This window comes from Blautia caecimuris (genome assembly GCF_024622975.1).
GTDB classification, from domain to species: domain Bacteria; phylum Bacillota; class Clostridia; order Lachnospirales; family Lachnospiraceae; genus Blautia_A; species Blautia_A caecimuris.
Genome location: NZ_JANJZT010000015.1, coordinates 29251 through 56157 on the forward strand (window position 1 = coordinate 29251; position 26907 = coordinate 56157).

Genomic DNA, 26907 nt, shown 5'->3' on the forward strand with positions numbered 1-26907 from the left:
GTCATGGACTTTTACAGGAATTATCCTGCTGTAAGCAAAGACACAGTTCAGTATCTCCTATTTCCTGTATGGTTATTATAGCATATATAAAAACAATCATGTAATCTCTGTTTTACCTGATCCGGTAAATAAAAACCGGAGAAGCTGCAGTCTGTTTGTGCTTTTCTCCGGTTCTTTTATTTCTTCTTAAATGAAAGGCTTTCTTTATTTTAAAAATCCGCTTATGATCTGCTCTTCTGCTTCAGCTTCCGTAAGCCCCAGCGTCATCAGCTTGATAAGCTGCTCCCCGGCGATTTTTCCGATGGCAGCTTCATGGATCAGAGCCGCGTCCACATGATTTGCAGTAAGCTGAGGAACAGCGCTGATCTTTGCATTTTCCATAATAATGGCATCGCATTCCGTGTGTCCGCTGCATCTGGTATTTCCGCTGATGTGGGACTGGAACAGCTGCCAGGATTCATCTCTTGCCACAGATCGGGACACAATATTGGCAGAAGAGTCCTCTCCGTCAAGCTGCACGTCAAACCAGCTTTCTGCTTTCTGTTTTCCATGAGTCATCAGACGCTCCATGACCACCAGCTTTGCGCCAGCCTTCAGATGGGCTCTGTTTTCCCTCTTTGTAGAATCCACGCCTCTGATCTGGACTGTTTCCATTTCCATAAAGCTGTCCTCATCCAGGCTGATCTCTGTTACAGGGTTCATAATACGCTCCCCGCTTCCATCGCCGCTTCCATAATGCTTTTCCACATATTTTACATGAGCATTTTTACCGATAAAAAATCTGTGGATTCCGTCATGGCGGCTGGCGGCATCCCCTCCGTTATGGATTCCGCAGCCGGCAATGATCGTAACGTCTGCATTTTCCCCAATATAAAAATCATTGTAAACCACTTCCTCAAGACCTGACTGGCTCATGATCACCGGGATATGAACACTTTCCTTTTTTGTTCCCGGCTTAATATGGATTTCAATGCCGCTTTTGTCCGGTTTATTGATGATTTCTATATTTCCCGTACTTTTTCTTTCAATACTCTGTCCGTTGGAACGGATATTATAAGCTCCTGCAGGGATCTCATGAAGACCGGCCACCTGCATCAGCAGTTCTCTCTGTATTGCGTCCATTTTTCTCACTCTCCCCTTTATTTACGATTTGCAGCCTTATCACAGGATGGCGCTGCATTTGCCGTTCCCAGAAGCTCCGGCAGAACCTCTTCCTTTGTTCCTTTTTTTACAAGTTTTCCGTCTGCGATCAGAATGATCCGATCTGCAATATTCAGAATGCGTTCCTGATGCGAAATGATCAGAATGGAGCCGTGAAGCTGTTCATGCATTTCCTCAAAAACCTGAATCAGATTCTGAAAGCTCCAGAGATCAATTCCAGCCTCCGGTTCGTCAAAAACAGATACTCTTGTTTTTCGCGCCAGGATCGTTGCGATCTCAATCCTTTTGATCTCACCTCCGGAAAGGCTTCCGTTCACTTCTCTGCGGATATAATCTTTTGCGCATAAGCCTACCTTGGAAAGATATTCACAGGCTCCGGCTACAGAAATTTCTTTTCCTGCTGCCAGACGGAGAAGATCAAATACTGTCACCCCTTTAAATCGCACCGGCTGCTGAAAGGCATAGCTGATTCCCAGTTTTGCTCTGTCTGTAATACTCATATCCGTAATATCCTGTCCGTCAAAAAGGATCTGGCCGGACGTAGGCTTTTCAATCCCGGCAATAATTTTTGCCAGAGTAGACTTTCCGCCACCGTTTGGTCCAGTGATCACCACAAACTGGTTATCCTCCAGGGTCAGGCTTACATCTTTTAAAATTCCGATTTCTTTTGTATTTCTTGTTTTTTCATCAGGCACCTGGAAACTGATGTTTTTTAATTCCAACATATCATCTGTTCCTCCATACAGGCAGAAAATCCGCCCTTATTTTTCACTGTTATATATCATAGCACATTTTTTCTTACATGGATGATTTTATTTAAGAAAACAGGAGAGCCCTGACAGATTTTGCGCAGTACTCTCCTGATTCTTATTTCTGTACTCTTATCCCTCTACGATCAGATAGCCACCTGAAGGCAGTGCAAATACCTCGCTTGCCTCCTTCAGCTCTTCATCTGTCATTCCCTCAATGTCAGCTCCTGCTTCATCCAGATAGCGGCGGACCTCTTTTAAGGTTTTTACCTCAACAGCCATACAGTCCTCCAGAAATTCTTCTGCCTCCTCATAGCTTTCTGCCACCGGCTCGTCATACAGTCTGCTCTGCTCTTTCAGAAATGTTTCAACGCTTTCTTTTTTGTACATCTTCAGATTACCTCCTCTATTTTTCCATTTGCCCGGATCAAACGTTCCAGGATTAGTTCTACCCTTTCTGCCGTATAGGATGCCGCCTCTATTACTCCCGGTTTGGCATGCTTCATGGCAAAGCTCCAGGGAACTGCTTTCAGCATCTCAATGTCATTGTATTCATCCCCGAATACCACACATTCCTCCGGTCTGATTCCAAGCTGATTCTGATATTCTTTTAATCCCTTTGCCTTATTGGTTCCAAAAGGAATAAAGTCCACCCATTCTGTCCCCGAGGTTACAACCGTACATTTATCAGAAAAACGCTCCTGCCAGTACCGGATCGAATCCTCATGAAGTCCTCTTTCATATACAGCAAGCTTCATGCAGGGTTCTTTCACTTCATCAAGACTTTCTATCACTTTACTTGTTGTTTTTACCACCTTTGTCATCAGGTCCAGATAATGCTGTGTTTTCGGACGTATATAATAGAAGTCTCTGGTTGCGCAGGAAAACTCTGCGCCGTCCTTTTCTTCTATTGCTTCCAGAATTTCTCTCACCAGCTCCGGCTCAAAATTGTCCTGATAAAAAACCTTTTCATTTCTTACTGCCAGAGCCCCGTTTTCGCAGATAAAAGCCATCTCGTCTGCCACCGGATCAAACAGCCTTCTCATGTTGGGATACTGTCTTCCGCTTGCCGCCACAAAAAGTATTCCAAGCTTTTTCAGTTCTCTGATCAATGGGAAAATCTCTTCCGGAAGCTGCTGTGCCCCGTTTAAGAGAAGAGTTCCGTCAAGATCACTTGCTACTAATTTAATCATTGTTGTATTCCTCGTAAATTTTTAATAGTTCCTTCGGATTTTCTATTATAACCCCTGCTCCGTTTTCCTGAAGCTCCTGCCTGTCCCGGAAGCCCCAGAGAACGCCCACCGTGTGCATTCCCGCCGCGTTTCCTGTTTGCATATCCGTTTTGGTATCTCCGATATAAAGACATTCCTCTGGTTTTGCTCCAAGTACTTCCGCCGCCTTTAAAGGTCCGTCAGGCGCAGGTTTTCTGCGGATTTCTTCACTCTGCCCGATCACAAAATCAAAGGTACTGCCAAACAGCTCCCCAACAACCTTCACCGCAGCGTCATGGGGCTTATTAGAGCAGACTGCAAGGGCAGTTCCCTGTTTTTTCAGCCGGTCAAGAAGCTCCGGAATCCCCTGATAGATCCTGACTTTATACAGAGGGTCTGCATTAAACCTTTCTCTGTACTTTCTGCATACTTCCTCATAATGCATAAGCTGCGGATCGCCGGCATCCTTCAGGCAGCGGCGAACCAGCATATTGGCTCCCTCGCCGCAATAATATCTGAAATGATCCACCGGCTGCCTCTCCAGTCCGATTTCATCCATCAGCTCATTTGCCACCGCCGCCATGGATTCCAGGGTATCAGCCAGAGTTCCGTCAAGGTCAAAGATACATGCTTTTATCATTCCTGCCACCTCAGTTCTATACCTGATTTTTTTGCTTCATAAAACAGTCGTCCCACAGGCAGGCCGACTACGTTTGAATACTCTCCTGAAATACTTTTCACATAAATACCGAATAGTCCCTGGATTCCGTAGCTTCCCGCCTTGTCCATAGGTTCTTTGGTTTTTACATAGTCCCGGATTTCCTTTTCAGATACCGGATAAAAGGTCACGTCTGTCTTTTCTGTAAAAGAAGTTTTCTGCCATTTACCACAAATATTTTCCAGAATGGTAACTCCTGTATAAACCTGATGAGTATTTCCCTGGAGCATTTTCAGTGTCTGTACTGCATCCTCTTCATCTTTGGGCTTACCCAGTATTTTTCCTTCAAAAACCACCACTGTATCTGCGCCCAGGATCACGGTTCCGTTTTCCGCCTCCGGAAAGACCGCCGAAAAAGCTTTCTGAGAGGACAGCTCTTTTACTGCCTCTTCCGGATCTGTTCCTGTAATATGTTCTTCTCCGTTTCCGGGACAGACTTTAAAACTCACTCCTGCTGCAGCCAGAAGCTCCCTGCGTCTTGGCGATGCAGAAGCCAGAATTATTTTTCTCATAATCTGTTCATTCCTTTTTATTCTTCTTTTCTGTATTACAGTATAACCTTTTGCAAAAATTGTCGCAACCGGAAAAATCAACAAATAAATCTGCTCTTCCACCAGACTTTCCTTTTCTTTGCAAACCGGGTAAGGTTCCAGAAATTCCTTTTTCATTTTCCTTCATAAATTTTTTAAAAAATTTAAAATAAAATATTGACAATCAATTCCTCTTCTGTTAATATAATCAACTGTGAGCGGTACAACGCTGTTACAATTTCAAAATGCTGATGTGGCTCAGAGGTAGAGCACTTCCTTGGTAAGGAAGGGGTCACGGGTTCAATTCCCGTCATCAGCTCGTCTAATATGTTGATTTTAAAGGGTTTTTGAGTCCTTGTAAAATCAATGGGAATCAAAAAGGTAATCAGACATGTGTCTGGTTATTTTTTTTACAAAAATCCCCCTTCTTCCCCTCTTGTCATTTGATCACTGATTCTTAATCCCCCGATGCTTTTAAGTTTTTCCGAAGGTTTTCTCATAAAAACTTTTAAATTCCCGAATTTTATGATATGATAAATAATCAAGAACATTTCAGGAGGGAACGAGATGGAGAACGAAACCATTTCCAAAAATTTTATCGAAAATATTATTGATAAAGATTTAGCCGAAGGCGTATATGATACCGTACACACACGATTTCCACCGGAACCTAACGGCTATCTTCATATCGGCCATGCCAAATCTATTCTTTTAAATTACGGACTTGCCCAGGAATACAACGGCAAGTTCAACATGCGTTTTGACGATACCAACCCTACCAAAGAAAAAACAGAGTTTGTGGAATCCATTAAAGAAGATATCCACTGGCTGGGCGCAGACTGGGAGGACCGTCTTTTCTTTGCATCTGACTATTTTGACCAGATGTATGAGGCAGCTGTAAAGCTGATCAAAAAAGGCAAGGCTTTTGTCTGCGATCTCACTGCTGATGAAATCCGCCAGTATCGCGGAACTCTTACAGAGCCCGGTAAAGAGAGCCCTTACCGTAACCGTTCTGTAGAAGAAAACCTTCAGCTTTTTGAAGAAATGAAAGAAGGAAAATACGCAGACGGAGAAAAAGTGCTCCGCGCCAAAATCGACATGGCGTCTCCAAACATGAATATGAGAGATCCGGTTATCTACCGTGTGGCTCACATGACTCATCACAATACAGGAGATAAATGGTGTATTTACCCCATGTATGACTTTGCTCATCCTATTGAGGATGCTATTGAGGGAATCACTCATTCTATCTGTACTCTGGAATTTGAGGACCACAGACCGCTTTATGACTGGGTGGTAAAGGAGCTGGAATATCCTCATCCTCCCAAGCAGATCGAATTTGCAAAGCTTTACCTTACCAATGTTGTCACCGGCAAGCGTTACATCAAAAAGCTTGTAGAAGAAGGCATTGTAGACGGCTGGGATGATCCGCGCCTGGTATCCATTGCAGCTCTGAGACGCCGCGGTTTTACACCGGAATCCATCAAAATGTTTGTGGACCTCTGCGGTGTTTCCAAGGCCAACAGCTCTGTAGACTATGCAATGCTGGAATACTGTATCCGCGAAGATCTGAAGCTGAAACGTCCGCGTATGATGGCTGTCCTTGACCCGATCAAGCTGGTGATCGACAACTATCCGGAAGGTGAGATCGAGTATCTGGACGCTCCTAATAATATGGAAAACGAGTCTTTAGGCTCCCGTAAAATTCCTTTTGGAAAAGAGCTTTACATTGAGCGCGATGACTTTATGATCGACCCGCCGAAAAAATATAAAAGACTGTTCCTTGGCACCGAAGTACGTCTCATGAACGCATATTTTGTTACCTGTACAGGCTTTGAAGCTGATGACGACGGAACTGTCAGAGTGATTCACTGTACCTATGATCCGGCTACCAAAGGCGGAAACGCACCGGACGGCCGCAAGGTAAAAGGTACCATCCACTGGGTAGAGGCTTCTCAGGCAGGACAGGCTACCGTCCGCCTCTACGAGAACATTGTAGATGAAGAAAAGGGTGTTTATAATAAAGAAGACGGTTCTCTGAACCTGAACCCCAATTCTCTGACTACTGTTACTGCTTATGTGGAACCTGAGCTCATGAAGGCAAAAGGCTATGACAGCTTCCAGTTTGTGAGAAACGGCTTCTTCTGTGCAGACATTCACGATTCCAAAGAGGGACAGCCTGTATTTAACCGTATTGTATCCCTGAAAAGCTCCTTTAAGCTTCCAAAAGCTTAATAGCTAAAAACAGCAAAATACCCGCCAGGACTCTGATGATCTCTTTCATCTGTCCGGCGGGTATTTTTTCATGCAGTTTATAGATTTGTGTATCCTGTACTAATCTGTACTAATGCGAGACTTTTAGAAAAATCAGCAGTTCTCCTTCCACTTCTGAACTCCGGCATCTCCGAATTTCTGGATATCCATGATCATGGTTCCCACTTCATCCATTGCTTTTTCCGCATCTCTGCCCGGAAGAACTTCCAGCCCCCTGTCAACAAAATAATGAAACATTGATGACAGCGCAGTACCTGTTCCGTCTTCTTTGATAGGACTTGCAAATCCGCTTTTTGTCATGATCTTAAAGCTGAAGTTTGGCCGTATACAGGCTAATATATAATGTATGACAAACAGGAGCATAACCAGTACCATGACTATGGAACCAAGGCCGTCCCTTGCCATATAAGCGGCTCCCGGCAGGGTAAACGCAAGCGCGATGGCTTTTGCATAATAATGTTTTCTCAGAAGAAGCAAAAAGCTTCCTGATATCAGAAGTCCGAGAACCAGCTCCAGCGAGGGTGAGCTGTCTGCAATAAAAAGGCCGAAATAATAAAATATTGCTACGATCACAAGGTTCAGAAGCATTGCAACAAAGCTGAGGCGGCTTCCGTTTCTGATCTCCATTCCCACTACATCATCCAGAGTAAATTCTATGGATTTCTGAGCGCGTCCTGACCAGTTCCTTCCGCTGAGCCGAAACAGTACACGTTTATTTGTTACCTGCAGCCTGCCCTCCTGCCACATTCCCTTTAAAAGAGAACGCGTTGTACACAGATCATATTGTCTTACGGGAATTTCCTGACCGCATGGCTGAATGAGATCCGGCACAATTTTCATTCCCCGTTCATAGCAGTCCCCTACCTGGGCAATCCTGTCCTCTTTCGAAAATCCAAGCAGCTTGCGCACGGGTACCAGATTACTGATTCGTCCCGGACGGTCGGTAGGGGTCATGAAATTATAAATTTTATCCAGAGCATTTCCCAGGCTGCGTGAAGTTGTGTTTAAAAAAGAAATAATTCCCTCTGAGGACTGCTTTTCTCTTCTGTATGAGTTGTCCCACTGAGACTGTCGAAAGGCGTCTTCCTGCTCCGGCTGTCTCTGCTCTGCGCCGGAAGCAGCTCCTTCCTTTTTACAGTCGCACACCTCTCCTTCCTTTAAAGGTCTTCCGCATTGTGAACAAAATTTTGCCATTTTTCTCCTCCTAGTAAATACTGTAAAGATCAGCAGAGCAAATTTTCCACTGCCCGTCTTCCATGATAAAGGTCATATAAGAATCTGAACTGCCGGATTCTGACCTGTCTTCTGCAGTTGTCTGCTGGTCATAGGAAAGCGAAGTTCCTGTGTATGTATAATCATAATTATAGCTTACATGCAGATTCACATAAGAACCGCCATACTCATCACTGTACTCATCTGTGACCTCACTGTAATAATTACTGAAGTTCATACCTGTAAACTGCACGGACTCATAGCCATTGGTATATGCAAAGTCCTCTTCCAGCTTCCTGTAAAGAGCATCTGCATTTTCCCGGGCTATGGCAGCCGTCTCCTTATTGCCGTTGTTTACAGCCCAGTAATCCAGATATTTTTCAGAGGGGCCTGACTGGTTCAGAACTTCCCCGTAAACATCTCCCATAAACTTCCTGACTGTTTCCTGCATCTGTTCTACTGTTTTTTTGCTGATGGAAAGCTTTGGTACCTCATAATAGCTTTCGTCCGTTGAAATATAGCAGGGAAATTCTTCCTGTTCCCTGCTGTCAGCAGAGGCTGTGATCACGTGATCTCCCGCAAAAACTGTTTCTGCATAAACATCATATCCGCTTTCTTCCAGCTCAGGCTGTTCCTCCGGTGTGAGAGCTGTGCCATCCATCTCCACTTTATAGCCAACGGGCGCCTTTATCGTGTAATTGGACACGATCAGTCCTTCAGGTATCACACACCATTTGGAAAAGAAAAGCATTTTTTTCTCTTTCTGCCTGCTCAGAGTCAGCTCCATACTTCTTACAGAGGAGTCTCCTTTCACGGAATACTCTGCTGTATATTCTTTCAGAAATCTGGAATCTGACCCGCCATACCCGTCCTGTTCCTCCAGCTTCAGATTTGTCACCTCCACTGGTTCCCTTTCATGGGTAACAGCCAGAAACTGTTCTTTTCCAAGGAGCTTTCCCTGAGGCAGCTCCAGATTTTCGTAGACACTCTTCCAGTCTCCCTGCAGAACAGCTTCCACATAATTTTCTGCAGTTTTCTTTGGACCAAAAAAACTGCCGCCGGCCCAGATCACGCCTGTCAGAACAAGGGCCACAGCACCTGCAATCCCTATATTCCGTTTTGTTTTTTTGCTTAAAGGCGGAAGCTGTTCCAGTTTTTCCCGAATATCTGTTTCCGGTCCCCGAAACCGCTGTTCTGCCTGCTGTCGGCTTTTCGTGCGGTCAATGGGTTTGTCAAAAATATCCGGTCCGGTTATATTTTCTTTCTGTCCATAATGATGATCCTCCATTTCCTTTTCCTCCTTCCGTTTATTTTCCGTAAACCATAATTTCCGTAATACAGGTATCCTCGGCAGTTCCCGCATATACATCATTGATTTCCAACAGAACCGTGTCAGCTGTAACAGGCGGGTCAGCTTTTACCCACTCTACTTTTTTATCGCCATCAAAGGTTACCTGTCCGGAGCTGTCTCCTGCCATAAAGGTTACTGTTTTTGGCTTCGAGCTTCCGGCATAATGCTGATCGTCCGTCCAGTTGCCCAGCTTAAAGCCCAGATACTGGATCTGGTACGTATCATCCAGTCCAAAGCTTACACTTTCTCCCTTTCCGGAGCCTTCTGTTCCCTCCTGCCAGAACGTATTGTCTTTTTTGTCAAACAGCAGCATGGGACTGTGATCTGTGTCAGGCCGGGCAAAAGTCGAGGTTGCGTTTGCGGTGATCACCCCCGCCTCCCTCAGAGAAGTAAGATCCGGTTCCACTGCTTCTAATAGAAAAGCTCCTCCCGAACCACTATTCTGTTCAGAAATATTTTCAGGTGCCTCTTCTTTTAATTTCACACTGACTCCGGATTCCGTTATATCTTCATCTTCTGTCAATTCACTTATGTCTGAGTCTGATGTATTTTCTTCTGTATTTTCTCCATTTGTTGAAGTACCTGTCTCTGATGCCGACAGCTCTTCTTCGTCTGTTATCGTATTCTCTCCGTCTATTGGTATGTCTGTATCTGAGCCCGATGAAAGAGCCACCGAGACATCGTCTTTATTTTTTATATTTTCTTGTTTTCCTGTTTCTTCATTTGATTGCGCATTCTTTTTATCTGAGCCTTCATTTTTTATCTCCGCTACTGCTTCTCCTATTTTCACAATGGGCTCTGCAGGATCCGGCTCAGAGGAATTCAGGATTTTCCATGACAGGATTCCTGCTGCAGCTACAAAGACCACTCCAAAAAGTCCTGCTGCAAGCCACCTCAGCTTCTTATTTCCCGTTTTCGCTTCTTCCGGTTCCCACAAGGGTTCATTTATTCCTGATTCTTCCGGTTCATAACTGTACGGAGCTTCAGGCAGCTCTTCATTATCCCTGAGCTTAACACCACACTCAGGGCAGTATACAGCATTGTCTTCTATTTCTGACCCACATTTTTTACAGTACATTTTCTCCCTCCCATCAAAATTTTCTGTTTCAGGTCATCATCTTCTTTTTTTGATATATATTGTCTTCTATTCATTAAATTCACCTGATTTTTTGCAAAATTCCTGTTCTTATTATTGTATACAACAAACTATACCTACAATATGTGACACCTTTTGTGGTCGTTTTTTTTAATAGCATAGGGCATTAAATATTCCCAAAATATTTGAAACTCCCGACAGCCTTCTATATAATAGTGATGCAATTAATATAAGTGAGGTTTTACAACATGTCGGATTTTTCAGATCTTTTAAGTAAATATATACAGGAAAAAAACATCCAGGTAGCTTCCATGGTAAAATACTGTGGAATTGACCGCTCTGCCATGTACAAAATCATCAAAGGAAAGCATCATCCTCCCACTGTACAGATCAGAGATAAAATGGCCCGCTTCATGCATCTGACACCGGAAGAAAACCGGCTTTTCAACCGTGCATATGAAATCTCCCAGATAGGAAAGGATACTTATTTTCGAAGAAAAGAGGCTGAAAAGTTCATTTTAAACTTTCCCTCGGCTCTGAAAGTCCCGGTTTCTGCAAATACTTTCAGCACAGGCTCTGCACCGGAAAAACCCATTTCTCTTCCGGACAGCCCATGTATTTCTTTTTCACGCCATGAGCTGTTTCATTATTATGTACAGAATATCCTGGAAGCAGAAATGCAGACTGAAAATGGAAAAATAGGCCTTTTACTTCAGCCTGACTGCGAATTTCTTTTCAGTTACCTTACCAATCTGAATTTTTTCAGCTCCGGTCTTTCCATTGAACATATTCTGTGTATGGATTATACAGAAAAAACAGACACTTACTGCAATATAAGAAACTTATCTGCCATACTTCCTCTTTTCATGAACGGGATCAATTATCAGGTATCTTTCTTTTACAACGATGTACATTCTCACTATCGCAGTCTGAATGTTTTTCCATCTATGATCCTTACCAGTAAATATGCGATCACCTGTACCTCTGATTACAAAAACGGCATTCTCTATCAGGATCCGGCTGCCGTATCCATGCTGTGGGAGCTTTTTTCATCTTATAAAGAAAAATGCAGGCCGCTTTTTCAGATTCCTCATTCCATTGAAGAAGAGGGAAACATGGTCACTGCCACAACTCTCAGTAACTCCAGACTTTACTACATGGAACCTGAGCCCTGTCTGATCCCATTTCTGGAAAAAGACTGGATGGCGCATTTTGTTCCGGAAGGCTTTCCAGGAAGAGACAATATTATCGCCTATATGCAGGCCTACGTAAAAAACGCAGGTCAGGTAATACGAAAATCTGAATTTCATTTTTATTTTTGCAGAGATGAGCTTGACAAATTTGCAGAAACCGGAATTCTGGCTGAACTTCCACAGGAGCTGTCCCATACTTGCACGCTCCCTGTAGAGGAACGCATCACTGTTCTGGAAAATCTGCTGAAGCAAAAATCCAGGGCTCATTACCGCTTTTTGAAACCGCCCTTTGAACAGATTGCCAAACGGCTTCATCTTTGCGCAGGCGAAAATAATATGTACCTGATGTTTTTTGATATTATGTCCCACCGTTCCTATCTGTGGATCCAGGAAGCAGAAATCATTCATACGCTTTATGATTATCTTGGAAGCCTGGATTCCGAAACATTGTACAGCGAAGAGGAAACGCTGGAATATTTCCGCCGGACAATCGAACATTTAAAACAATCCATCAAGGAGGCTTCACATTGTGACTGAATTTCCAGAACTGTTGAATAAATTTATAGAGCAGAAAAACATTCATATTTACTCTATGGCCAAATACTGCGGGCTGGACCGCTCTACTCTCTACAAGATCATAAAGGGAAATCGTCGTCCTCCGTCCGCCTCTGTCAGAGATAAAATGGCCTGCTTTATGCATCTGACGCCTGACGAAACCCGCCAGTTTGAACAGGCCTGGGAGATTTCTTTTACAGGAAAGCTCACTTACTGCAGGCGGAAAAGCACCGAAGATTTTCTTTTAAATTTTTCTGACGGTTTTTCAGACATGCCTGTAAAAAAATCCTACTTTTCCAAAGAGCTGCCTGCTGACAGTCCCTGCATTGCTTTTTCTGAAAAAGACAGCTTTCCGGCCTATCTTCATGCAATGCTGAAAAAAGAATCCCATTCCACAGGAGGCAGAATGGGATTTCTGATACAACCGGACTACAGATTTTTATTTCACCTGCTGAGCGGCCCTGAATTTTTTAACAGTACAGTAAGGATCGATCATATTTTTTGTCTTGATCAGACGGAACAGCTGTCGGAAACTGATGAATACTGTCACATAAACTATCTCAAACAGCTTCTTCTTCCATTTAAAAACGGGCTTGACTATCATCCGTATTGCTTTTATGACAATATCCGGACACATTTTTCCAATCTGAATCTGTTTCCGGTACTGATCCTGACAGAAGGCTCCGCCCTGGTTTCCACCTCTGACTGTACCAGAGGGATCTTATATCAGGACCCCGCTACCGTAAAAATGATGTGGAAGCTCTTTGACACCTATCAGAAATCCTGCATCCCGGTTCTCAGACGAAGCCAAAAAAGCTTTGATAAGCTTCCGTGGGAATGTACTCCTTCCTACTTTGCCGCCGATAAGAGCTTTCCCTGCTTTTTTACAAAACCGGCTCTGGAATCACTGGGCAGGCTTGATTCTCTGAAGGCAGAAGCTTTGAAACAGTACATCCCAGCAGATTTCAGGTTTTTAAAGGGCGCGCTGGCAGAGGCGTCAGGCAGTCTTCACCTTTATGCGGAAAATAATGTTCTGTATCTGATATTTGATGACATTCGGAATACTCCCGTTCGCCTGTCCCTCCATGAGCCGGGACTTCTGTCTGCTTTTGAAGATTACTTAACCCACATACCTGCAAAATTTTGTCAGGATTCCTTTTCAAAATGCTGATAATCAACCGGATCACTCCATAGACCGCCCCAGCTGAATCCATATTTTGCAAAAATATTATAGCATACATCATTTTCTACAATCACATGAGGATCTCCGCAGGCGCGGTCAACATAGGGAGACGCATTTTCATGGCTCCACTGAAGCTGCCCCTGGGAGCTCCATACATAAGGATTCTGCTGTGGATTAATGTCAATGGCCCGTCCGTAGGCATGATTTGACAGATTTCCCCCGCCTGTGATCTGCCGATAACAGAATGCGGACGTATTGTTATTGTCAATGGAATTGCTGTCAGAGGAATCCCCGTCTCCTGTCCAGTAATCATCGATCAGACGCATGGACTGGATCTCATACTCCGCAGCAAATAATTCCTGAAAAACACTGAGCACGTCATTGCTGATAGCAGCATTTACGATCATTTCTCCTACCTGCACCTCATGGTTAAAATTATAATGAAGCATTTTCAGGTACCTGAGATCCTGAAGCCCTATGTTTTCATTTTCATAATAGGATTTTCCGTAGATTCTGTTATACACAGCGTCTCCCTCTGAAATCTCATATGCCTTAAAAAATGTATTTTCACTGCCCTGGATCTGAGAACTGTCAATAATCTGCCCTGGCTGAAGCTGGTCAACCGAAAGCGCCGGGCGGGCCGGAGGACCGATCATTGCATTTTCTTCTGCTGCCTCTTCCTGTGGATTCTGTGCAGTTTCTCCCTGAACCGGGGCGTTCTTTTTGTAGTCTGCAATTTCCTGTTCCTGAACCAGAACCTTTTCATTAAGCTTCTGGATCTCCTGTTTCATCTGGCTGATGGTTTCTGATAGTTCAATGTCTTTTTTTTCTGCAGTCCGGCTGTTCTTTTGCAGTTCTTTTTTCATTCCCACAAAGGAATAACACAGAAGCCCCATTACAAGAAACATACAAACCATGCCTGTAAAAAGCAGGATCCACAATGTATTTCCTGATTTATGACTGTTTTCTTTTTTCATTGGCTGTTCTACCTGTTCTCTCCTGTTGTCATTTTTCATATACAGATGTTCTCTCCCTGCTGCTAAATCTCATTTTCAATTTCACTGAGCAGCTTTTTTCTCTGTTTTTCAAAAATTCCGGGCAGAATACACAAAAGGATCATACATACCACCATTCCCACGATTCCACCGGCCATCATAACAACGCCTGCTCCCATTTCTGTTCCTCCCAACTTTTTGTAACCGGCTTCCGTTCTCTTCTTTTCTGTTTTCAGCTGCTGAACCAGCCGTTGGAAGCCGCCTGATCATAAAGCTCTTTCAGCCTTTTCATTTCCATATCGTTTACATTATTTTCAAGCTGCTGCTGATAAAGCTTTTCCGCTTTCTCATAATATTCTTTGAACAATCCATAGCTTCTCTGATTTACGTCCACTTTTTCCTGTTTTGACACTTCCATAAAGGCCAGCGCCTTATAAGTGCGGTAATTCTCTCCGTACTCCTCAAGCATCTCTTTCAAAAGAGCAGAGGCCTCGTCATATTTTCCCATATTCTGATAAAGGACAACCAGATTATAATCTGTATCGTAGCTTCCCATTCCCTGCTTCTGGATCTGTTTAAATACCTCTGCCGCCTTTGTATAATAAGCTGCATCTCCGGTATCATTTCCCATGTCGCTGTACACCTGTCCCAGAGTCTCAAGAACACCTATGTTATATTCTGTAGGCAGTTCCTTCCTGGCCTTTTCAAGAAGCTGTATCTTCTCATCATAGCCGCCCACACCATCCTCAAGCGCGTCAATACATTTACATGTCATAATGCAGGCGCGCATTTTCACATAGTCGTTCTGCGCCTTTTCCATACAGGTCAGAAAGATTTCTTTTGCCCCCTGAAAATCCTGATTATTATACAGGATCTCTCCCTGAACATAATCAATTTCCACAGAATCAAGTCCCTGTCTTCTGGCTGTGTCAAGAGCCTTCTGAGCCTTATCCATTTCTCCGGTATAGGCAAGAGCAATGGCATAGTCGCGGTAATAATCACTGTTGTCCGGCTTGATCTCTATGGCCTTTTCATAGCATTTTGCAGCATTTTCATAATCTTCCTGTTTTTCGTAGGAATTTCCAAGAAGATAGTACACATTATTTAACGCTTCTGAATCCACTTCAAGCTCCGGGTTTGACAAAATCTTTTCGTTAATAAAATTAATATTGTCTCCATACTGTCTCTGCTGGTTCAGAGCCAGAGCTTTCTGATAATATGCCTCCAGTCTTTCCGGCATAAGGCCTGCCGCTTTCTGATAATAGGATTCAAAATTCTCAAATTCTCCTGATGTCACGCACTGGGATTCCAGTCTTACAAGCTCCTCATACTGCTTTCTACGATCCACATCTCTGCGGAAATATCCGTTTACTGTAAGCACAGCGCTGACTGCCATAAAGAAAATCACCAGTATATAAATCCCTTTTTGCTTTTTACAAAGCTCCCGGTACCGTCTGTCCTTTTTCTCAATGTCCTTCAGGTCGCTGAGAAGCGCCTCTGCTGACTGGTAACGTTTTTCCGGTCTGGGCTCCAGACACTTCATAATAATATGGGCAAACACCTGGTTGATGCGGATTCCCCGGCTGCGGATATCCTCCACATATCCATTTTCATCCTGGGAAGGCTTTTTCCCTGTCATCAGGTGATACAAAACTGCTCCCAGGCTGTAAATATCCGCTCTTCTGTCAATAGTCTTCCAGAGGGAATGATCCAGCTCATTCTGGTTATAACGCAGCGCCTCTATCTGTTCCGGAGGCGCATATCCGTTGGTATATCCGGTCACCCAGGCAGTATCTCCATCCAGGCTTGCCGATATATTAAAATCGATCAGGCAAATATTTCCATCAGGCTTCAGCATAATGTTTCCCGGCTTCAGATCACTGTGAATGATGGGCGGCTTCTGACTGTGCAGATAGCTTAAGGTGGCGCAGATCTGTCTTGCCCAGATAAGCACTGATTTTTCTTTAAATTCTGTGCCTGCATCCAGATATTCCTTAAAGGAATTTCCTGGAATGTAGTCCATTACGGTATATACATCTCCGTCTGCCTCCAGAAAATCAAATACCTGGGGCAGACAGGGATGGTGGAGATTTTTCAGTACATCCGCCTCTGCACGATTGTTCAGAACATCCTTGAGCTCTGCCCGGATCTTTTTCAGTACAACATATTTTTTCAGATTTTTATGATAAGCCTTATAAACCTCTCCGCTGTTTCCGGCGCCGATTTTTTCTATAATTTCATAGGTGTCTGATATGTGCTTCAGCATTCTGTCCTCTCCCTTATTTTCCACATGTAGTATTGTCTGTGACACTGAAGTTCATGCTTCCTGATCCCGGCTGCATTCCTGCGTTTACCACAACAAGGTCCTGCACTCCCGGTTCTTTTCCTGCAAGTCCGCCTCCAAGCGGATTTGGCACGCCGGCCATATCCTGAACCGGATTGTTTGCAAGATCCATTCCCGCAAGCATGTCTGCGCTTTCGGAAACCCAGGAGCCGCTCATTCCCGCACTGGAAAGAGCGCTGATAAAGCCGTCCTTTCCGCCTTCCTGCGGAGAAGATATGGTTCCGTTTATCAGTGAAGCAGAAGCTGACATATTCAGACTTCCGTCTGCTCCCATGGTATAAAGCGCTGCCACTGTTTTGGCGCCGGGATTTCCATCCCCTGTGTTCATTCCAAAATAATAGCCGGCCATTCCAATATCAAATCCTGCTCCGTTTTCTCTGATAAAGCAGGTCTGTGTTCCTCCGTATGTAACTCCTTCCACAGCCTTTCCAAAACATTCCTCAAATGCAACTGAAGAAACCATGGACGCTGCTCCGCCTGCTGCTGTATAGGTATCCAGAACAAGCTGGCCGTTTCTGATGGAGATTACAAGAAGTTCCTGCATTCCATCACCGTTAAAATCACGCTTCTCTGCTCCAAGTGTTCCACTGGCTACCGCCATACCGGATTCGTCCCCGTAGGTATAAGAAGCCGGAGTACTGAGAGATGACCTCGGACTTGCTGCAAGAAGCTCAGCCGCAAAGGCATCCAGAATCTGATCCGGCGTAAGCGCATCCTGTTCTGTCTGGCTGTCCTGATTTTCTGAAGGTGCCTCTGCATTGTTCTGATCTGTCGGAGGCACTGCCGGTTCTTCCGGGGCATCCGGAACTGCCGGCGGAATGCCTATGTCCTCCGGATAATCCGGGACTGCCGGCGGGATTCCCGTGTCCTCTGAAGAATCCTGCGAAGATTCCGGAGCAGGCTCCGGCTGAAGCTCCGGATCCGATTCCGGCTGAGGCTCCGGTTCTGCATTCATATCAGGCTTTGGAGTTGGCGTCTGGTTGGGTGCAACAACCACTGTCCAGCCTCCCGGTATGGGAGTCTCTGCAGGATCCGTCATTGGTTCAGGGGTAATTTCTGCATCCGGATCAACTGGCATAACTGTGGCTTCCGGGCTTACTTCAGGAGTCACTGTGGGTTCTCCTTCCTGATTCTCTTCCGGTGCTTCCGTAATCTCAGGAGCAGGTGTTTCCTCCGGTGTTACCGTAGGTTCTTCCTCCTGTTCAGGAACCGGTGTCGTGTCCTTTTTGTCCTCTTTTTTGCCTGGCTTTTCAGAAGGCTTCGGGGTAGGCGTCACGTAATCATTGATGTATATATGTATATCGTTAAAAATATTAATCACATCTTCGGATGTATCTGTATCAGCCGGCATCTGGTTTCCGCTGTTCTGATAAAGCTGTTCAGTCTGCTTGTAAACCGTTTCATACATATCCATCTTGCTTTTCCACCCGTCCGGATTGGAATTTAACTGGGCTACAGACATATTTTCCAGATTTTTGTTTGTCTGTTCCAGCATCTTTAAAGCCTTTTCAGGCTTTTTCATTTTATTGTAAGTATCTGCCAGTTTAATGGTTGCATCCGGTGATTTTTCATCAATTTTCAGTGCTTCCTGAAAGGCAAGCTCCGCCTTTTCATAGTCGCCGGATTCCAGATATTTATCCCCAAGCTCCAGCTTTTTCTGAAGCTGTCCTGCCGTTGTATTTTCGGGATTCATAAAAATGATCACAGCTGCGACCATAAGCACACAGACCGCTCCCACGATCACAGGAATCAGGATTTGGGGATCTGGTTTTGATTTTTTCTTTTTTATCTCTTTCATTGTATGTCACTCTCCCTTCCGGAAAATAAACTCTTCATCAGAAAGTCTGATCCGGTCCTCTTCCTGAAGCTTTTTGGGATGTCCGGGCATCACGCGGATTCCGTTCAGATACGTATAATTGCTGGAATCCATATCTTCAATATAGTAGTCGCCGTCCCGGAACCGGATCACGCAATGTTCTCTGCTGATGGTTGGGTTATTGCGGATGCAGATATCAGCCATTAATGCCCTTTTGCCAATTTTACAGTTTTCTGTTGTCACGGAAAAAACTTCCTGGGTATTGATGCGGATAAGCTTTGCTGAAATTTTCTGAGGCTGTCTTAAAAGTACGGTTTCACTGTCTCCATCGTCACGTAAAAGCACAGTTTCTGAGTCATCATCAGAAAAATCCTGGGCCTGTACGGGTTCATCAGGTATCTGTACGGGAACTGGAATTTGTGGATTGCTTTTCTGTTCCCATGGTTCGTACCCTTCTGAACGTTCCAGAGGATTCTGAATTTCTGAACTGTTCCAGGGATTTCCAGTTTCCGGCTGGGTCCATGGCTTCTGCTCTTCTGGTTCCCTCCGGGGATTTGCAGCTTCCGGCTGATTCCATGGGGTATTCTCTTCTGCTATACTCCGGGAGTTTGCAGCTTCTGATTTCTCCCAGGGATTCAGAGTTTCTAAACTGTTCCGGGAGAGTGTATTTTCCAGCTGATTCCAGGGTGTTCTGCCCGGAACAGCATCCCGGGTTTCTGAATCATTCCGTAAATCTCTGTACGGAAAATCATCCTGGATCCCTGTTTTTTTCCACACATCCTTTTTGGGATCATTCTTTCCTGTTTGTTCCGAAAATCCTCTCTCCTGCCACTCTGTACTACTTTGGTTCACTTCCGGTCTGTCATAAGCCGGTTCCTCAGGTATGGGAGGGATCAGAATATTTTCCTGTTCTCTTTTTTTCTTTCCCTCAGAAGATTTTCTCTTCCACCAACGGCTTTTGCGTTCTACTGGTTTCTCTATAAAAATATCTCCCGGCATGTCTCCCCTTGGCTCCGGCGGTATCAGAGGAAGAGGGGATGCGGAGGCCTTGCCACAGTTTTTCCCTGTTTCGGTGCGAAAATCTTCTCCCATATCCGCCCTCACAGGAATACAGATGAGCTTTATCTCTCCTGTGGATATCTCCACATAGATATACTGCTTTTCTGTCAGTATTTCCCCCTGAGGAATCCCTTTTCTGATCACTTCATTTACAGCAGCTTCTATCCTTCTGTCTGTTTCCATCTGTTCATTTACTGTCTGCCCGTCTTTCCATGCCATCATATTGATCATTCCGGCTATGTCATAGGTAAAACTGTATCCGTCATTCTCTTTTCTCATAAAAACCGGAAGCAGATTTCTACTGACTGCCCCGCTGCTGATCACAGTCCAGGTGTCTGTATCAAGCGTTTCGTTTTTCTTTGAAACATAGCTGAATACTGTGTGCCCGTCTGCAAAATCATAGATAAATTCCATCCTGTTCTTCCCCCTGTTTTAATAAATATCAAGCTGGATCAGCTTCCATTTTCCATTTTCTTTTACAGGAGCTGCCCCTTCTTTATTAAAAGTTTTTGCTCCCTCAAACTGAGGTTCCACCACAAAATCTCCGTTTTCCTTAATAAATCCCCATTTCCCGCCTGAGCATACGGGAGCGTATCCCAGCTCGGAAAATCCTGAAGCATTTTCAAACATGCACTTTAAAACCTGTTCTCCCTCGGAAGAGACAAAGCCCCATTTGCCTGCCTGCATAACAGCCGCCGGACCGGATGACAAAAACGGAGAAACCGCATCATATTCATCGCCGATCTGTACGCCTTCACTGTTGATCAGGTAATATTTTTCTCCCATTCGGGCAAAAACAACTCCGTTTCTGGAACAGAATCCCCAGTCGTCACATACGATTTCATCAAAGCCAAAATCCGTCACTGCCTTAAGTTCCGTATTGATAATCGCCCACTTTTCGCCTTTTTTCAAGGCTGCTAATCCATTTAAAAACGGGGTGGCGCCGTCATATTCAAATTTAGTTACAGGCTGAAAATCCTCATTGAGATATCCCCATTTCCCGTCTTTTTTTGCCGGGATAGCGCCCTGATTGCAGACTCCCAGGAATTCATATTCCTCATCCGGCTGCCGCCTTTTATAATTATTTGTGTCTATGTAATACCACGTTCCGTCCTTTTGAACAGGCGCAAATCCATTTTCTCCAAACATGCCCATCTGTTCATACTGAGCGCGGATCACCACGTTCCCCTGAAGATCTGTAATACCGAGATCCTCTCCTGATTTTACCAGCATACAGGAGCCGCATGCATTGGAAATCTCATCATACTCCTCTCCAATATAGTCAAATCCTCCTGCAAGCGAGTTCAGCTTTGCCCTGAGAGAACCATTGGATTCCTGCTGCTGGATCTGGGCCTGCAAAAGCGCAATAGCGTCTCCCTTCTGTCCCTTTTCCAGATAATAATCTGCCAGGATCATAACCGCCTGCTCACCGTCTCCCTCCAGATTCATAGCCTGTGTACAGGCCTGTATAAATCCGTTTTCATCTCCCAGATTCTTGTAAGCCTCTGCGATCTTCAGATAGATATCCATGTTTTCCGGATGGTATTCCAGAGCCTTCTGATAGTTAAGGATCGCGTCATAATAAATTCCCTTTTTCTCATTTTTCTGCGCTTCTGCCAGATAGCTCTGATATTCCGCAGGCTTTTGTACTGCAGATGAAAATGTAGTCCACCATGACAGTCCCAGAAGAGCTGCCACTGCAACAATCATCAATTTTTTCATAACCTCTCCCTAAAATCCAATTATCAAAATCAAGATGGTTCCCACTGAAAAAAACGGCGCCAGCGGAATGGAATCCTTCATGGTCAGTTTTTTTCGCAAAAGCTGCACGATACTGAATATTGCAGACAAGCTGAGACACACCACCAGATTAAACCAGATCAGGGAGCCTCCCAGATACCAGCCGATCACAGCCGCAAGCTTTACATCTCCCATTCCAATGCTCTTTCTTGACAAAAACCAGGCTGCCAGAAAAATCACCAGACCAAGACCAAGGCCGCCAAATGCAGATTTCAGACATTCCTTCCACCATGTGGGCTCTGCTCCGATCTCGCCGATCAGAAGCATGGCTCTTGCCACAAGCATCATAATCAGAAGCTGATTGGGAATCAGTGTTCTTTTTGAATCTATAAATCCCAGAACAACAAGAAAGGCAGACAGGATCAGATATCTCACAGTTTTCAGCCAGTGATATCCGTAAAATGTAAACAGAAACGCCTCTGTTACCACCAGTACCGCAATGATCACAGGCACATATTTTTTCTCTTTTAACAGTTCTTTTAAATACTTCATAAGACTCTCCTTTTACGCTCCTGACCAGACTCTGGTAGACGCGCACACACGGTAATGTCTGGGCGGCAGATCAAAAAAAGGAAAACTGCTTTTTATATCGTAATCCACCACAATTTTCACCTCACTGGAGCCTTCCCTGCACCAGGAGCTGTTATCATATCTGAGATTTGAAACTCCAAGGCTTTCCAGATATGCATCCGTATCTGTGGTTCCCGAGGCAACGGAAAGCTGCTGAAGCACGCAGGATTTTCCCACTGTCCCAACCATATAGGAGGACAGTGCATCCCAGCTCTGAGATTTTACAGAGCTGAGCACTCCGTTAATAAATTCCTTTGGACTGGACACATAGCCCTCTATATTGTCATATATGTCTTTTCCTGCATTTCCCATGCCAACCGTATCATCCACAGTTCCCTGTCCGGATGCAAGCTTCTGTGCTGCGTCATCGATCAGAGACAGATTTTCCTGAATTTCTTTCAGGCTGCTGCCAAAACCGGCCGCCTCCTGTCCTGTTCCCTGATATGCGTTCAGAATACCTGTTTTTTCCAGAATATAGCTGTACTGGGCAACCTCCCTGGCAGCCTGATCTGCCGCATACTGTATCAGAAGCTGCGCTCTTGCAAAAGAAACCAGACTGTAAATACTCATAAATGCAAACAAAAATATGGGAATAAAAAGCGTTGCCTCTACGGTTATGGAACCTTTTTGTCTTTCCTTTTTCATCTTCCTCTCCTGTTAATACGCCAGAACACTTCTGTATTTGATCCGCCTTTTTCCATTGTCCGTACTTGCTGACTGTCCCAGAAACTCCGGCACCTTTGGCAAAAACGTAGTGGATGCATCCACCTCTGCCTTTAATGTCACCATGGTATATTTACTGCTCAGTTCCTCTCTGATATTCAGCTGAATGCAGTCCCCTGCACGGGCAACCATCTTGTTTTTTCCTGAATCGTCCATCATGGAGATCAGAAGAAACAGCTTCATGTAATCCTTATAAGTAAACCTGATACGGCAGACATCTTCATCCGGCCAGACAAGAACTGCATTGATGTTTTTGTCCGTACTTGTCAGACTGGCTGTGTCCTGTGCCGCCAGGGTAATTGCGCTGCAGCAGAGATAGCCGTATTTGATGATCGGGTACAGCCATGCCTGCCCGGAAGCGCTGCTGACTGCGCCGGCAATGGCATTTGCAGCAGCATTTGTCTCTTTATCCATAAAAACATACAGCATATCAATGGCAAGCCGGGCTGCATAAAGGCTGGAATAGGCAATGGATTTATTTGTTGCAGTGGAAGCATTTCCATAAAGAATGTATTCAATCTCACCATTTATGATCACATGGTCCTCCAAAAGTGATCTTCCGCTGAGGGATTTATCTTCGGGAACTGTTGTCATGCAGTTAAACATTTCTGATATGTATTCCATCAGATACGCCTGCTCCAGCACGTTGCCTGCAAGGCTGTCCAGACAGGCTGCGAGACTGTCCAGCCATCCCATATTTTCTTTTGCCGCATCCACCGCCGCATTATCGTCTGAAGTATCTGTATTGGGGTTCTGATCTGTATTCCCGCTGGCGTTTACCTTTGCCAGACCGCTGGGGAATCTGTCAGGAAATCCCTCTGCATCCTTTTTCAGATTTCTTTCGTTCTCTACAGCGTTAAGGATTTTATCTTTTGCTTCATTGGCAACCTTTTCCTTCTCTTTTGCTTCTTTCTGATGTTCTTTTCGCTGTTTCCCCTCCTCAGATGTATCGGCTGACTCATCCTTCATATTTTCAAGTGAACTCTGATAAAATAAGCCTGCCTGAGGATTCTGTAATCCGGAAGTCTCAGGAACTCCCACATCTCCCAGAATATTATGGTTTGTCCAGAATCCCTGGATTGCCTCCGACGCCGGATTCAGCTCCAGCCATGTTCCTTCATTCTCACTGACCTGCTGTTTTTTCAATGTCTCAGGTATTGTTTTTAACTTTTTTATATTTTCTTTATATGCCTTTGCAGCTTCTGTGTTTGCTTCAAGCAGAGCAATCTGGTTCTCCAGCTGCTCCTCATTGATTTGTATCTTTTCTCCTTCCTCATCTTCGCCTGGACTTTCCCCTGCATTTATAAGCGATGTACGGGCATCGTCATATAATGCTCTTTTCTTTTTTACATCCTTCCATTTATCCCTGACCTTTTTCAGCTGCTTTACCGCCTCATTTCCTGCGCTGATAATCGTATCTGCATTCTTTTCCAGACTTTTAATACCATCCTGATATTCTTTTGCAGCCTGGTCATGGCTTCGATTCATCACAGCAATATTGTTTTTTATATTTTTGGAAATGTTGTTATAGGCATTGATCTGCTCTGAGGAAAAGCCATTCTCCTCCGTAATGATCTTTCCTGTCTGCGGCTGAAGCTCAAGAGCCTTTATCCAGCTGTCCAAAGCCAGAAGTGTTATCATCTTTCTGTAGGTATCTTCCGGAAATGCGGAAGCGCCTTCTGTCAAAACAGCAGAATCATCCAGATAATTTCCTATCATTTCATAAGAGATTTCATTGGGCGTATCCGGCGGAAAATTTGCAGTAATCTCTTCATTCAGATACATCTGCAGAGATTTTGCCGCCAGCCAGAACACAGACTTCTGCTGATATGCTGCCACCATCCCCGCAGGGTCAGAATTCTGAATCTGTCCAATAGAAGCAGCCTGTGTATCAATGGACTCTTTTGCCTTTTTCATTGGATCACTGAGTTCAGACGCCGCCTGTCCGTAATCTGTTTTTGTGTCCACATATGTTTTCTGTTTCGTTACATTTTTAAAAGGCAGTTTTTTTAATTTTTCTATAATATCGTCAGCAATATAAACAGGACCGCGAAATTTCATATATTCCACGATCTGCTGGCGCAGAACATTCACGTCTGCAAGGGAAGAGGACGATACCCCTTTTGCCTCAAAGCCATTCTCTGCAAGGGAAACCTGAATCACAGAGCTGAGATCATCACTGTCTGCATGCTTCAGGTACCTGGCGCTGATTGATTCACAGAACATTTTCTTCAGGGCTTCCTGCTCCTGGGGCGAACCGGGATCCTTTGCCATAGCGGTCAGTCCATAAGAATCCTTCAGCATTTTATCATACTGTGCAAGAGCTGCATTCATAGCCAGATCACCGGCTCCTGAAACAACTGTCTTTGACGCAAAAAGGCGGGAAGCATCCACAATAATCCCACTGAACAATAATACCGGTACCAGGATCAGGGTTAAAAACACACAGATCGACCCTCCCTGTTTTCCGCAGAATAACCGCATCTGCTTCCCTCCTCCTTCTGTTTCCTAAAATAAAATATTACTTACCTCGTCAAAGGCCTGACTGAACTTCTCAGCCTGCCCTTCCATTCCCAGCTTTTCTAAAAGAAAGCTGCCCATATCCCAGGCAAGATCAATGTTCCGGACAAAATCCGTAGTATTCATTACCGGCTGGTAGGCTGCCGCGTAAATCGTAATGTCATCTCTGACTCCCACAAACCGCAGGATTCCCGGCGTGGGAATCACATAGCGCAGCTCTGCCCGCACTGATTTACTGAGAAATGAATTTTCCATCCCTACATAGGCTTCTGTTTTTCCCATGGAAAACAAAGCGCTGTGCTTTTTCAGCGCTTCCTGATAAGCGGCAGCCCTCTGCTTTGCTTCACTATCCAGCCCCCAGCGATAAATGTTGGAGGCGGAGCCTTTATAGGAGCTGTAATAATTTTTTACCTGTGATTCAGTGGGGCCATCCTCCCAGTCAAAATCCACTCTTGTATTTTCCATAGGCTTATCCGGGGAAAACTGGTCATACCCCGGATAAGCAGTCTCTCTGGCAAGCTCCATGGCTGCTCTCTCTACCTGAAAGAAAAAATAACTTTCCTGCATTTTAAACAGTCCAAAATAAATCACTGCCATCACAACGGCAATGGTAATAGGAAAATAAATGGCGGCTTCCACCATAATAGCCCCACGCTGGGTGTTATTGTCCTTTTTTTTCATTATTTAAAAATCAGAGGCCTGATTCACTCTCTACAAAGCTATCTGCCTGTCCCATTACTTTATCCAGTAACTCTGAAATCTTATCCTTAAAAACAACTGCCAATGCAATCACAACCACAATAATCAGAATAATCGCCACGATCTCTGCCGCGCCTTTTTCCTCTGTCTTAAAATCCTCCCAGAAATTATGAATACGGTTTTTTGCTCCGATCCACAGCATATCCATTTTTCTCATCATCTCTTATTTCCTCCTTATGTCTGTGTACTCATTTATAATAAACCGGTCTTAGCCGTTTATTATCCCATCTGCTGAAATACCGGAACCAGGATCATGATCAGGATTCCTATAAAAATCAGCATCATAGGAAGAAGAAGTCTGGAATTGGCTTTTTCTCCCTTTTGTTTTACTTCATTTTTCTTTACCTCCCACATTTCATCGGAAAGGTCTTTCAGAAAATAGGCAAGCTCCTCATTTCCTTTTTTCAGGTTCTGGATGACCAGAGAGGCAAACTTCCTGATCTCCTTTACATTGCAGCGTTCTGCAAAATTCCGGTAAGCGTCTGTTTCCATGATGCCGTTTTCGATTTCCATGCTGGTGTTCTGCATTTCCTGATAGAGAGCTCTGTCTCCTGTAACAGACACCCGCTTCCAAGCATCCCGAAGTACCATTCCGGAATTTACCAGAAGCGTCAGCTTTGACAACACCTGAGGAAGGTCAAGCACCAGCTCCTGTCTGCGGGCTGTCAGCTTATCCTGTAAAGACAAATCCAGATAGGCGATTGCCAGTCCTCCCAGTAATAATCCCAGAAGCAACGCCTCCACGCTGGCAGCAAGCACAGCCAGAAGACAGACAAATATCAAAATGGTAAATATATAAGTGCTTTTTGCTCCCAGCAGAATAAAATAATAATATTCTGCATACTGTTTGCCTTTGATCTCAGAGATCTCCTTGATCTTTGCCTGGGCTCTCCGGCTTTTTGTGCTGATGTGGAGAATCTCCATAACAGAAAATCCCACACAGAACAGATCGCTCATCTGAAATTCTCTGGCAAAAGCGCTGTTTGTATACTGTCTGTATTTTTTCCCTTTTGCTGCTGCCAGAAACAGCCAGATCAAAGCAAAGGGTGTGGTGACAGCCAGCAGTATCAACTGAAATAATTCCACGT

25 protein-coding genes and 1 tRNA gene are annotated in these 26907 nt (G+C 44.5%); 4 read left to right on the forward strand and 22 right to left on the reverse strand.

Going from position 1 to position 26907, the window contains the following annotated elements; all coding sequences use genetic code 11:
* Positions 1–204: 204 nt before the first annotated feature.
* The 7 genes from NSA57_RS10515 to NSA57_RS10545 all read right to left on the reverse strand — a co-directional run bounded on the left by NSA57_RS10515 (position 205) and on the right by NSA57_RS10545 (position 4553).
* Positions 205–1122, reverse strand: coding sequence for a SufB/SufD family protein (locus NSA57_RS10515; RefSeq protein ID WP_147599898.1), 918 nt, complete (start codon positions 1120–1122; stop codon positions 205–207).
* Positions 1123–1139: 17 nt separating this feature from the next.
* Complete coding sequence (locus NSA57_RS10520) at positions 1140–1886, reverse strand: ABC transporter ATP-binding protein (RefSeq protein WP_257464800.1); 747 nt, start codon at positions 1884–1886, stop codon at positions 1140–1142.
* A gap of 156 nt (positions 1887–2042) precedes the next feature.
* Positions 2043–2300, reverse strand: coding sequence for a hypothetical protein (locus NSA57_RS10525; RefSeq protein WP_022068515.1), 258 nt, complete (start codon positions 2298–2300; stop codon positions 2043–2045).
* 2 nt (positions 2301–2302) lie between these two features.
* Positions 2303–3103, reverse strand: a complete 801-nt coding sequence (locus tag NSA57_RS10530; RefSeq protein WP_147599900.1) for an HAD family hydrolase — start codon at positions 3101–3103, stop codon at positions 2303–2305.
* Entirely contained in the window at positions 3096–3761 is a 666-nt protein-coding gene (locus NSA57_RS10535) for an HAD family hydrolase (protein WP_257464801.1), read from the reverse strand. Before NSA57_RS10535 ends, NSA57_RS10530 begins: the two co-directional genes overlap by 8 nt.
* Positions 3758–4351 carry a Maf family protein gene (locus NSA57_RS10540; protein WP_257464802.1) on the reverse strand — a complete coding sequence of 198 codons (594 nt, stop codon included), beginning with the start codon at positions 4349–4351 and terminating at the stop codon, positions 3758–3760. Before NSA57_RS10540 ends, NSA57_RS10535 begins: the two co-directional genes overlap by 4 nt.
* A gap of 7 nt (positions 4352–4358) precedes the next feature.
* Positions 4359–4553 (reverse strand): hypothetical protein, encoded by a 195-nt coding sequence (locus tag NSA57_RS10545; protein ID WP_147599903.1) that lies wholly within the window; start codon positions 4551–4553, stop codon positions 4359–4361.
* A gap of 63 nt (positions 4554–4616) precedes the next feature.
* On the opposite strand from NSA57_RS10545, the gene NSA57_RS10550 reads away from it, so the two are divergent.
* Positions 4617–4688, forward strand: a tRNA-Thr gene (locus NSA57_RS10550).
* 248 nt (positions 4689–4936) lie between these two features.
* Positions 4937–6604, forward strand: a complete 1668-nt coding sequence (locus NSA57_RS10555; protein ID WP_257464803.1) for a glutamine--tRNA ligase/YqeY domain fusion protein — start codon at positions 4937–4939, stop codon at positions 6602–6604.
* Positions 6605–6736: 132 nt separating this feature from the next.
* Here the strand turns inward: NSA57_RS10555 and NSA57_RS10560 are convergent, their stop codons facing one another.
* From NSA57_RS10560 to NSA57_RS10570, 3 genes are read right to left on the reverse strand one after another with little or no spacing between them, the layout of a single operon-like run.
* Positions 6737–7837 carry a hypothetical protein gene (locus tag NSA57_RS10560; RefSeq protein WP_147599905.1) on the reverse strand — a complete coding sequence of 367 codons (1101 nt, stop codon included), beginning with the start codon at positions 7835–7837 and terminating at the stop codon, positions 6737–6739.
* A 10-nt stretch (positions 7838–7847) separates the two neighbouring features.
* Positions 7848–9143, reverse strand: coding sequence for a hypothetical protein (locus NSA57_RS10565; protein ID WP_257464804.1), 1296 nt, complete (start codon positions 9141–9143; stop codon positions 7848–7850).
* Between the two features lie 19 nt (positions 9144–9162).
* Positions 9163–10284, reverse strand: a complete 1122-nt coding sequence (locus NSA57_RS10570) for an NADase-type glycan-binding domain-containing protein (RefSeq protein WP_257464805.1) — start codon at positions 10282–10284, stop codon at positions 9163–9165.
* Positions 10285–10550: 266 nt separating this feature from the next.
* Here NSA57_RS10570 and NSA57_RS10575 point away from each other — a divergent pair, with 266 nt between their 5' ends.
* Together NSA57_RS10575 and NSA57_RS10580 are read left to right on the forward strand one after the other, a co-directional pair.
* Complete coding sequence (locus tag NSA57_RS10575) at positions 10551–12032, forward strand: helix-turn-helix domain-containing protein (RefSeq protein WP_257464806.1); 1482 nt, start codon at positions 10551–10553, stop codon at positions 12030–12032.
* Complete coding sequence (locus tag NSA57_RS10580) at positions 12025–13221, forward strand: helix-turn-helix domain-containing protein (protein WP_257464807.1); 1197 nt, start codon at positions 12025–12027, stop codon at positions 13219–13221. Before NSA57_RS10575 ends, NSA57_RS10580 begins: the two co-directional genes overlap by 8 nt.
* Here NSA57_RS10580 and NSA57_RS10585 read toward each other — a convergent pair.
* From NSA57_RS10585 to NSA57_RS10640, 12 genes are read right to left on the reverse strand one after another with little or no spacing between them, the layout of a single operon-like run.
* Complete coding sequence (locus NSA57_RS10585) at positions 13197–14249, reverse strand: M15 family metallopeptidase (RefSeq protein WP_257464808.1); 1053 nt, start codon at positions 14247–14249, stop codon at positions 13197–13199. The two genes, NSA57_RS10580 and NSA57_RS10585, sit on opposite strands and share 25 nt — an antisense overlap.
* Before the next feature lie 23 nt (positions 14250–14272).
* Positions 14273–14407 carry a hypothetical protein gene (locus tag NSA57_RS10590; RefSeq protein ID WP_257464809.1) on the reverse strand — a complete coding sequence of 45 codons (135 nt, stop codon included), beginning with the start codon at positions 14405–14407 and terminating at the stop codon, positions 14273–14275.
* Positions 14408–14460: 53 nt separating this feature from the next.
* The gene (locus NSA57_RS10595; RefSeq protein WP_257464810.1) at positions 14461–16494 is read right to left on the reverse strand and encodes a protein kinase domain-containing protein; all 2034 of its coding nucleotides are present in this window, start codon (positions 16492–16494) and stop codon (positions 14461–14463) included.
* A 13-nt stretch (positions 16495–16507) separates the two neighbouring features.
* Entirely contained in the window at positions 16508–18370 is a 1863-nt protein-coding gene (locus NSA57_RS10600) for a tetratricopeptide repeat protein (RefSeq protein ID WP_257464811.1), read from the reverse strand.
* 6 nt (positions 18371–18376) lie between these two features.
* Entirely contained in the window at positions 18377–19861 is a 1485-nt protein-coding gene (locus NSA57_RS10605; protein ID WP_257464812.1) for a DUF6382 and FHA domain-containing protein, read from the reverse strand.
* An 18-nt stretch (positions 19862–19879) separates the two neighbouring features.
* Positions 19880–21169 carry a WG repeat-containing protein gene (locus NSA57_RS10610; protein ID WP_257464813.1) on the reverse strand — a complete coding sequence of 430 codons (1290 nt, stop codon included), beginning with the start codon at positions 21167–21169 and terminating at the stop codon, positions 19880–19882.
* A 9-nt stretch (positions 21170–21178) separates the two neighbouring features.
* Entirely contained in the window at positions 21179–21739 is a 561-nt protein-coding gene (locus NSA57_RS10615) for a prepilin peptidase (RefSeq protein ID WP_257464814.1), read from the reverse strand.
* A 12-nt stretch (positions 21740–21751) separates the two neighbouring features.
* Entirely contained in the window at positions 21752–22462 is a 711-nt protein-coding gene (locus tag NSA57_RS10620; protein WP_257464815.1) for a TadE/TadG family type IV pilus assembly protein, read from the reverse strand.
* Between the two features lie 12 nt (positions 22463–22474).
* Complete coding sequence (locus tag NSA57_RS10625; RefSeq protein ID WP_257464816.1) at positions 22475–25024, reverse strand: DUF5702 domain-containing protein; 2550 nt, start codon at positions 25022–25024, stop codon at positions 22475–22477.
* A gap of 24 nt (positions 25025–25048) precedes the next feature.
* A complete protein-coding gene (locus NSA57_RS10630; protein WP_257464817.1) occupies positions 25049–25741 on the reverse strand; it encodes a hypothetical protein in 693 nt (230 codons plus the stop codon).
* Between the two features lie 10 nt (positions 25742–25751).
* Positions 25752–25979: a Flp1 family type IVb pilin gene (locus NSA57_RS10635; protein WP_257464818.1), complete on the reverse strand. Its 228-nt coding sequence runs from the start codon at positions 25977–25979 to the stop codon at positions 25752–25754.
* 59 nt (positions 25980–26038) lie between these two features.
* Entirely contained in the window at positions 26039–26905 is an 867-nt protein-coding gene (locus NSA57_RS10640) for a type II secretion system F family protein (RefSeq protein WP_257464819.1), read from the reverse strand.
* Positions 26906–26907 lie beyond the last annotated feature (2 nt).

Bases quoted from the DNA above. Each gene is read 5' to 3' on its own strand.
- NSA57_RS10515 (WP_147599898.1), bottom strand. From the start codon at position 1,122: ATGGACGCAATACAGAGAGAACTGCTGATGCAGGTGGCCGGTCTTCAT.
- NSA57_RS10520 (WP_257464800.1), bottom strand. From the start codon at position 1,886: ATGTTGGAATTAAAAAACATCAGTTTCCAGGTGCCTGATGAAAAAACA.
- NSA57_RS10525 (WP_022068515.1), bottom strand. From the start codon at position 2,300: ATGTACAAAAAAGAAAGCGTTGAAACATTTCTGAAAGAGCAGAGCAGA.
- NSA57_RS10530 (WP_147599900.1), bottom strand. From the start codon at position 3,103: ATGATTAAATTAGTAGCAAGTGATCTTGACGGAACTCTTCTCTTAAAC.
- NSA57_RS10535 (WP_257464801.1), bottom strand. From the start codon at position 3,761: ATGATAAAAGCATGTATCTTTGACCTTGACGGAACTCTGGCTGATACC.
- NSA57_RS10540 (WP_257464802.1), bottom strand. From the start codon at position 4,351: ATGAGAAAAATAATTCTGGCTTCTGCATCGCCAAGACGCAGGGAGCTT.
- NSA57_RS10555 (WP_257464803.1), top strand. From the start codon at position 4,937: ATGGAGAACGAAACCATTTCCAAAAATTTTATCGAAAATATTATTGAT.
- NSA57_RS10560 (WP_147599905.1), bottom strand. From the start codon at position 7,837: ATGGCAAAATTTTGTTCACAATGCGGAAGACCTTTAAAGGAAGGAGAG.
- NSA57_RS10565 (WP_257464804.1), bottom strand. From the start codon at position 9,143: ATGGAGGATCATCATTATGGACAGAAAGAAAATATAACCGGACCGGAT.
- NSA57_RS10570 (WP_257464805.1), bottom strand. From the start codon at position 10,284: ATGTACTGTAAAAAATGTGGGTCAGAAATAGAAGACAATGCTGTATAC.
- NSA57_RS10575 (WP_257464806.1), top strand. From the start codon at position 10,551: ATGTCGGATTTTTCAGATCTTTTAAGTAAATATATACAGGAAAAAAAC.
- NSA57_RS10585 (WP_257464808.1), bottom strand. From the start codon at position 14,249: ATGAAAAATGACAACAGGAGAGAACAGGTAGAACAGCCAATGAAAAAA.
- NSA57_RS10590 (WP_257464809.1), bottom strand. From the start codon at position 14,407: ATGGGAGCAGGCGTTGTTATGATGGCCGGTGGAATCGTGGGAATGGTG.
- NSA57_RS10595 (WP_257464810.1), bottom strand. From the start codon at position 16,494: ATGCTGAAGCACATATCAGACACCTATGAAATTATAGAAAAAATCGGC.
- NSA57_RS10600 (WP_257464811.1), bottom strand. From the start codon at position 18,370: ATGAAAGAGATAAAAAAGAAAAAATCAAAACCAGATCCCCAAATCCTG.
- NSA57_RS10605 (WP_257464812.1), bottom strand. From the start codon at position 19,861: ATGGAATTTATCTATGATTTTGCAGACGGGCACACAGTATTCAGCTAT.
- NSA57_RS10610 (WP_257464813.1), bottom strand. From the start codon at position 21,169: ATGAAAAAATTGATGATTGTTGCAGTGGCAGCTCTTCTGGGACTGTCA.
- NSA57_RS10615 (WP_257464814.1), bottom strand. From the start codon at position 21,739: ATGAAGTATTTAAAAGAACTGTTAAAAGAGAAAAAATATGTGCCTGTG.
- NSA57_RS10620 (WP_257464815.1), bottom strand. From the start codon at position 22,462: ATGAAAAAGGAAAGACAAAAAGGTTCCATAACCGTAGAGGCAACGCTT.
- NSA57_RS10625 (WP_257464816.1), bottom strand. From the start codon at position 25,024: ATGCGGTTATTCTGCGGAAAACAGGGAGGGTCGATCTGTGTGTTTTTA.
- NSA57_RS10630 (WP_257464817.1), bottom strand. From the start codon at position 25,741: ATGAAAAAAAAGGACAATAACACCCAGCGTGGGGCTATTATGGTGGAA.
- NSA57_RS10635 (WP_257464818.1), bottom strand. From the start codon at position 25,979: ATGATGAGAAAAATGGATATGCTGTGGATCGGAGCAAAAAACCGTATT.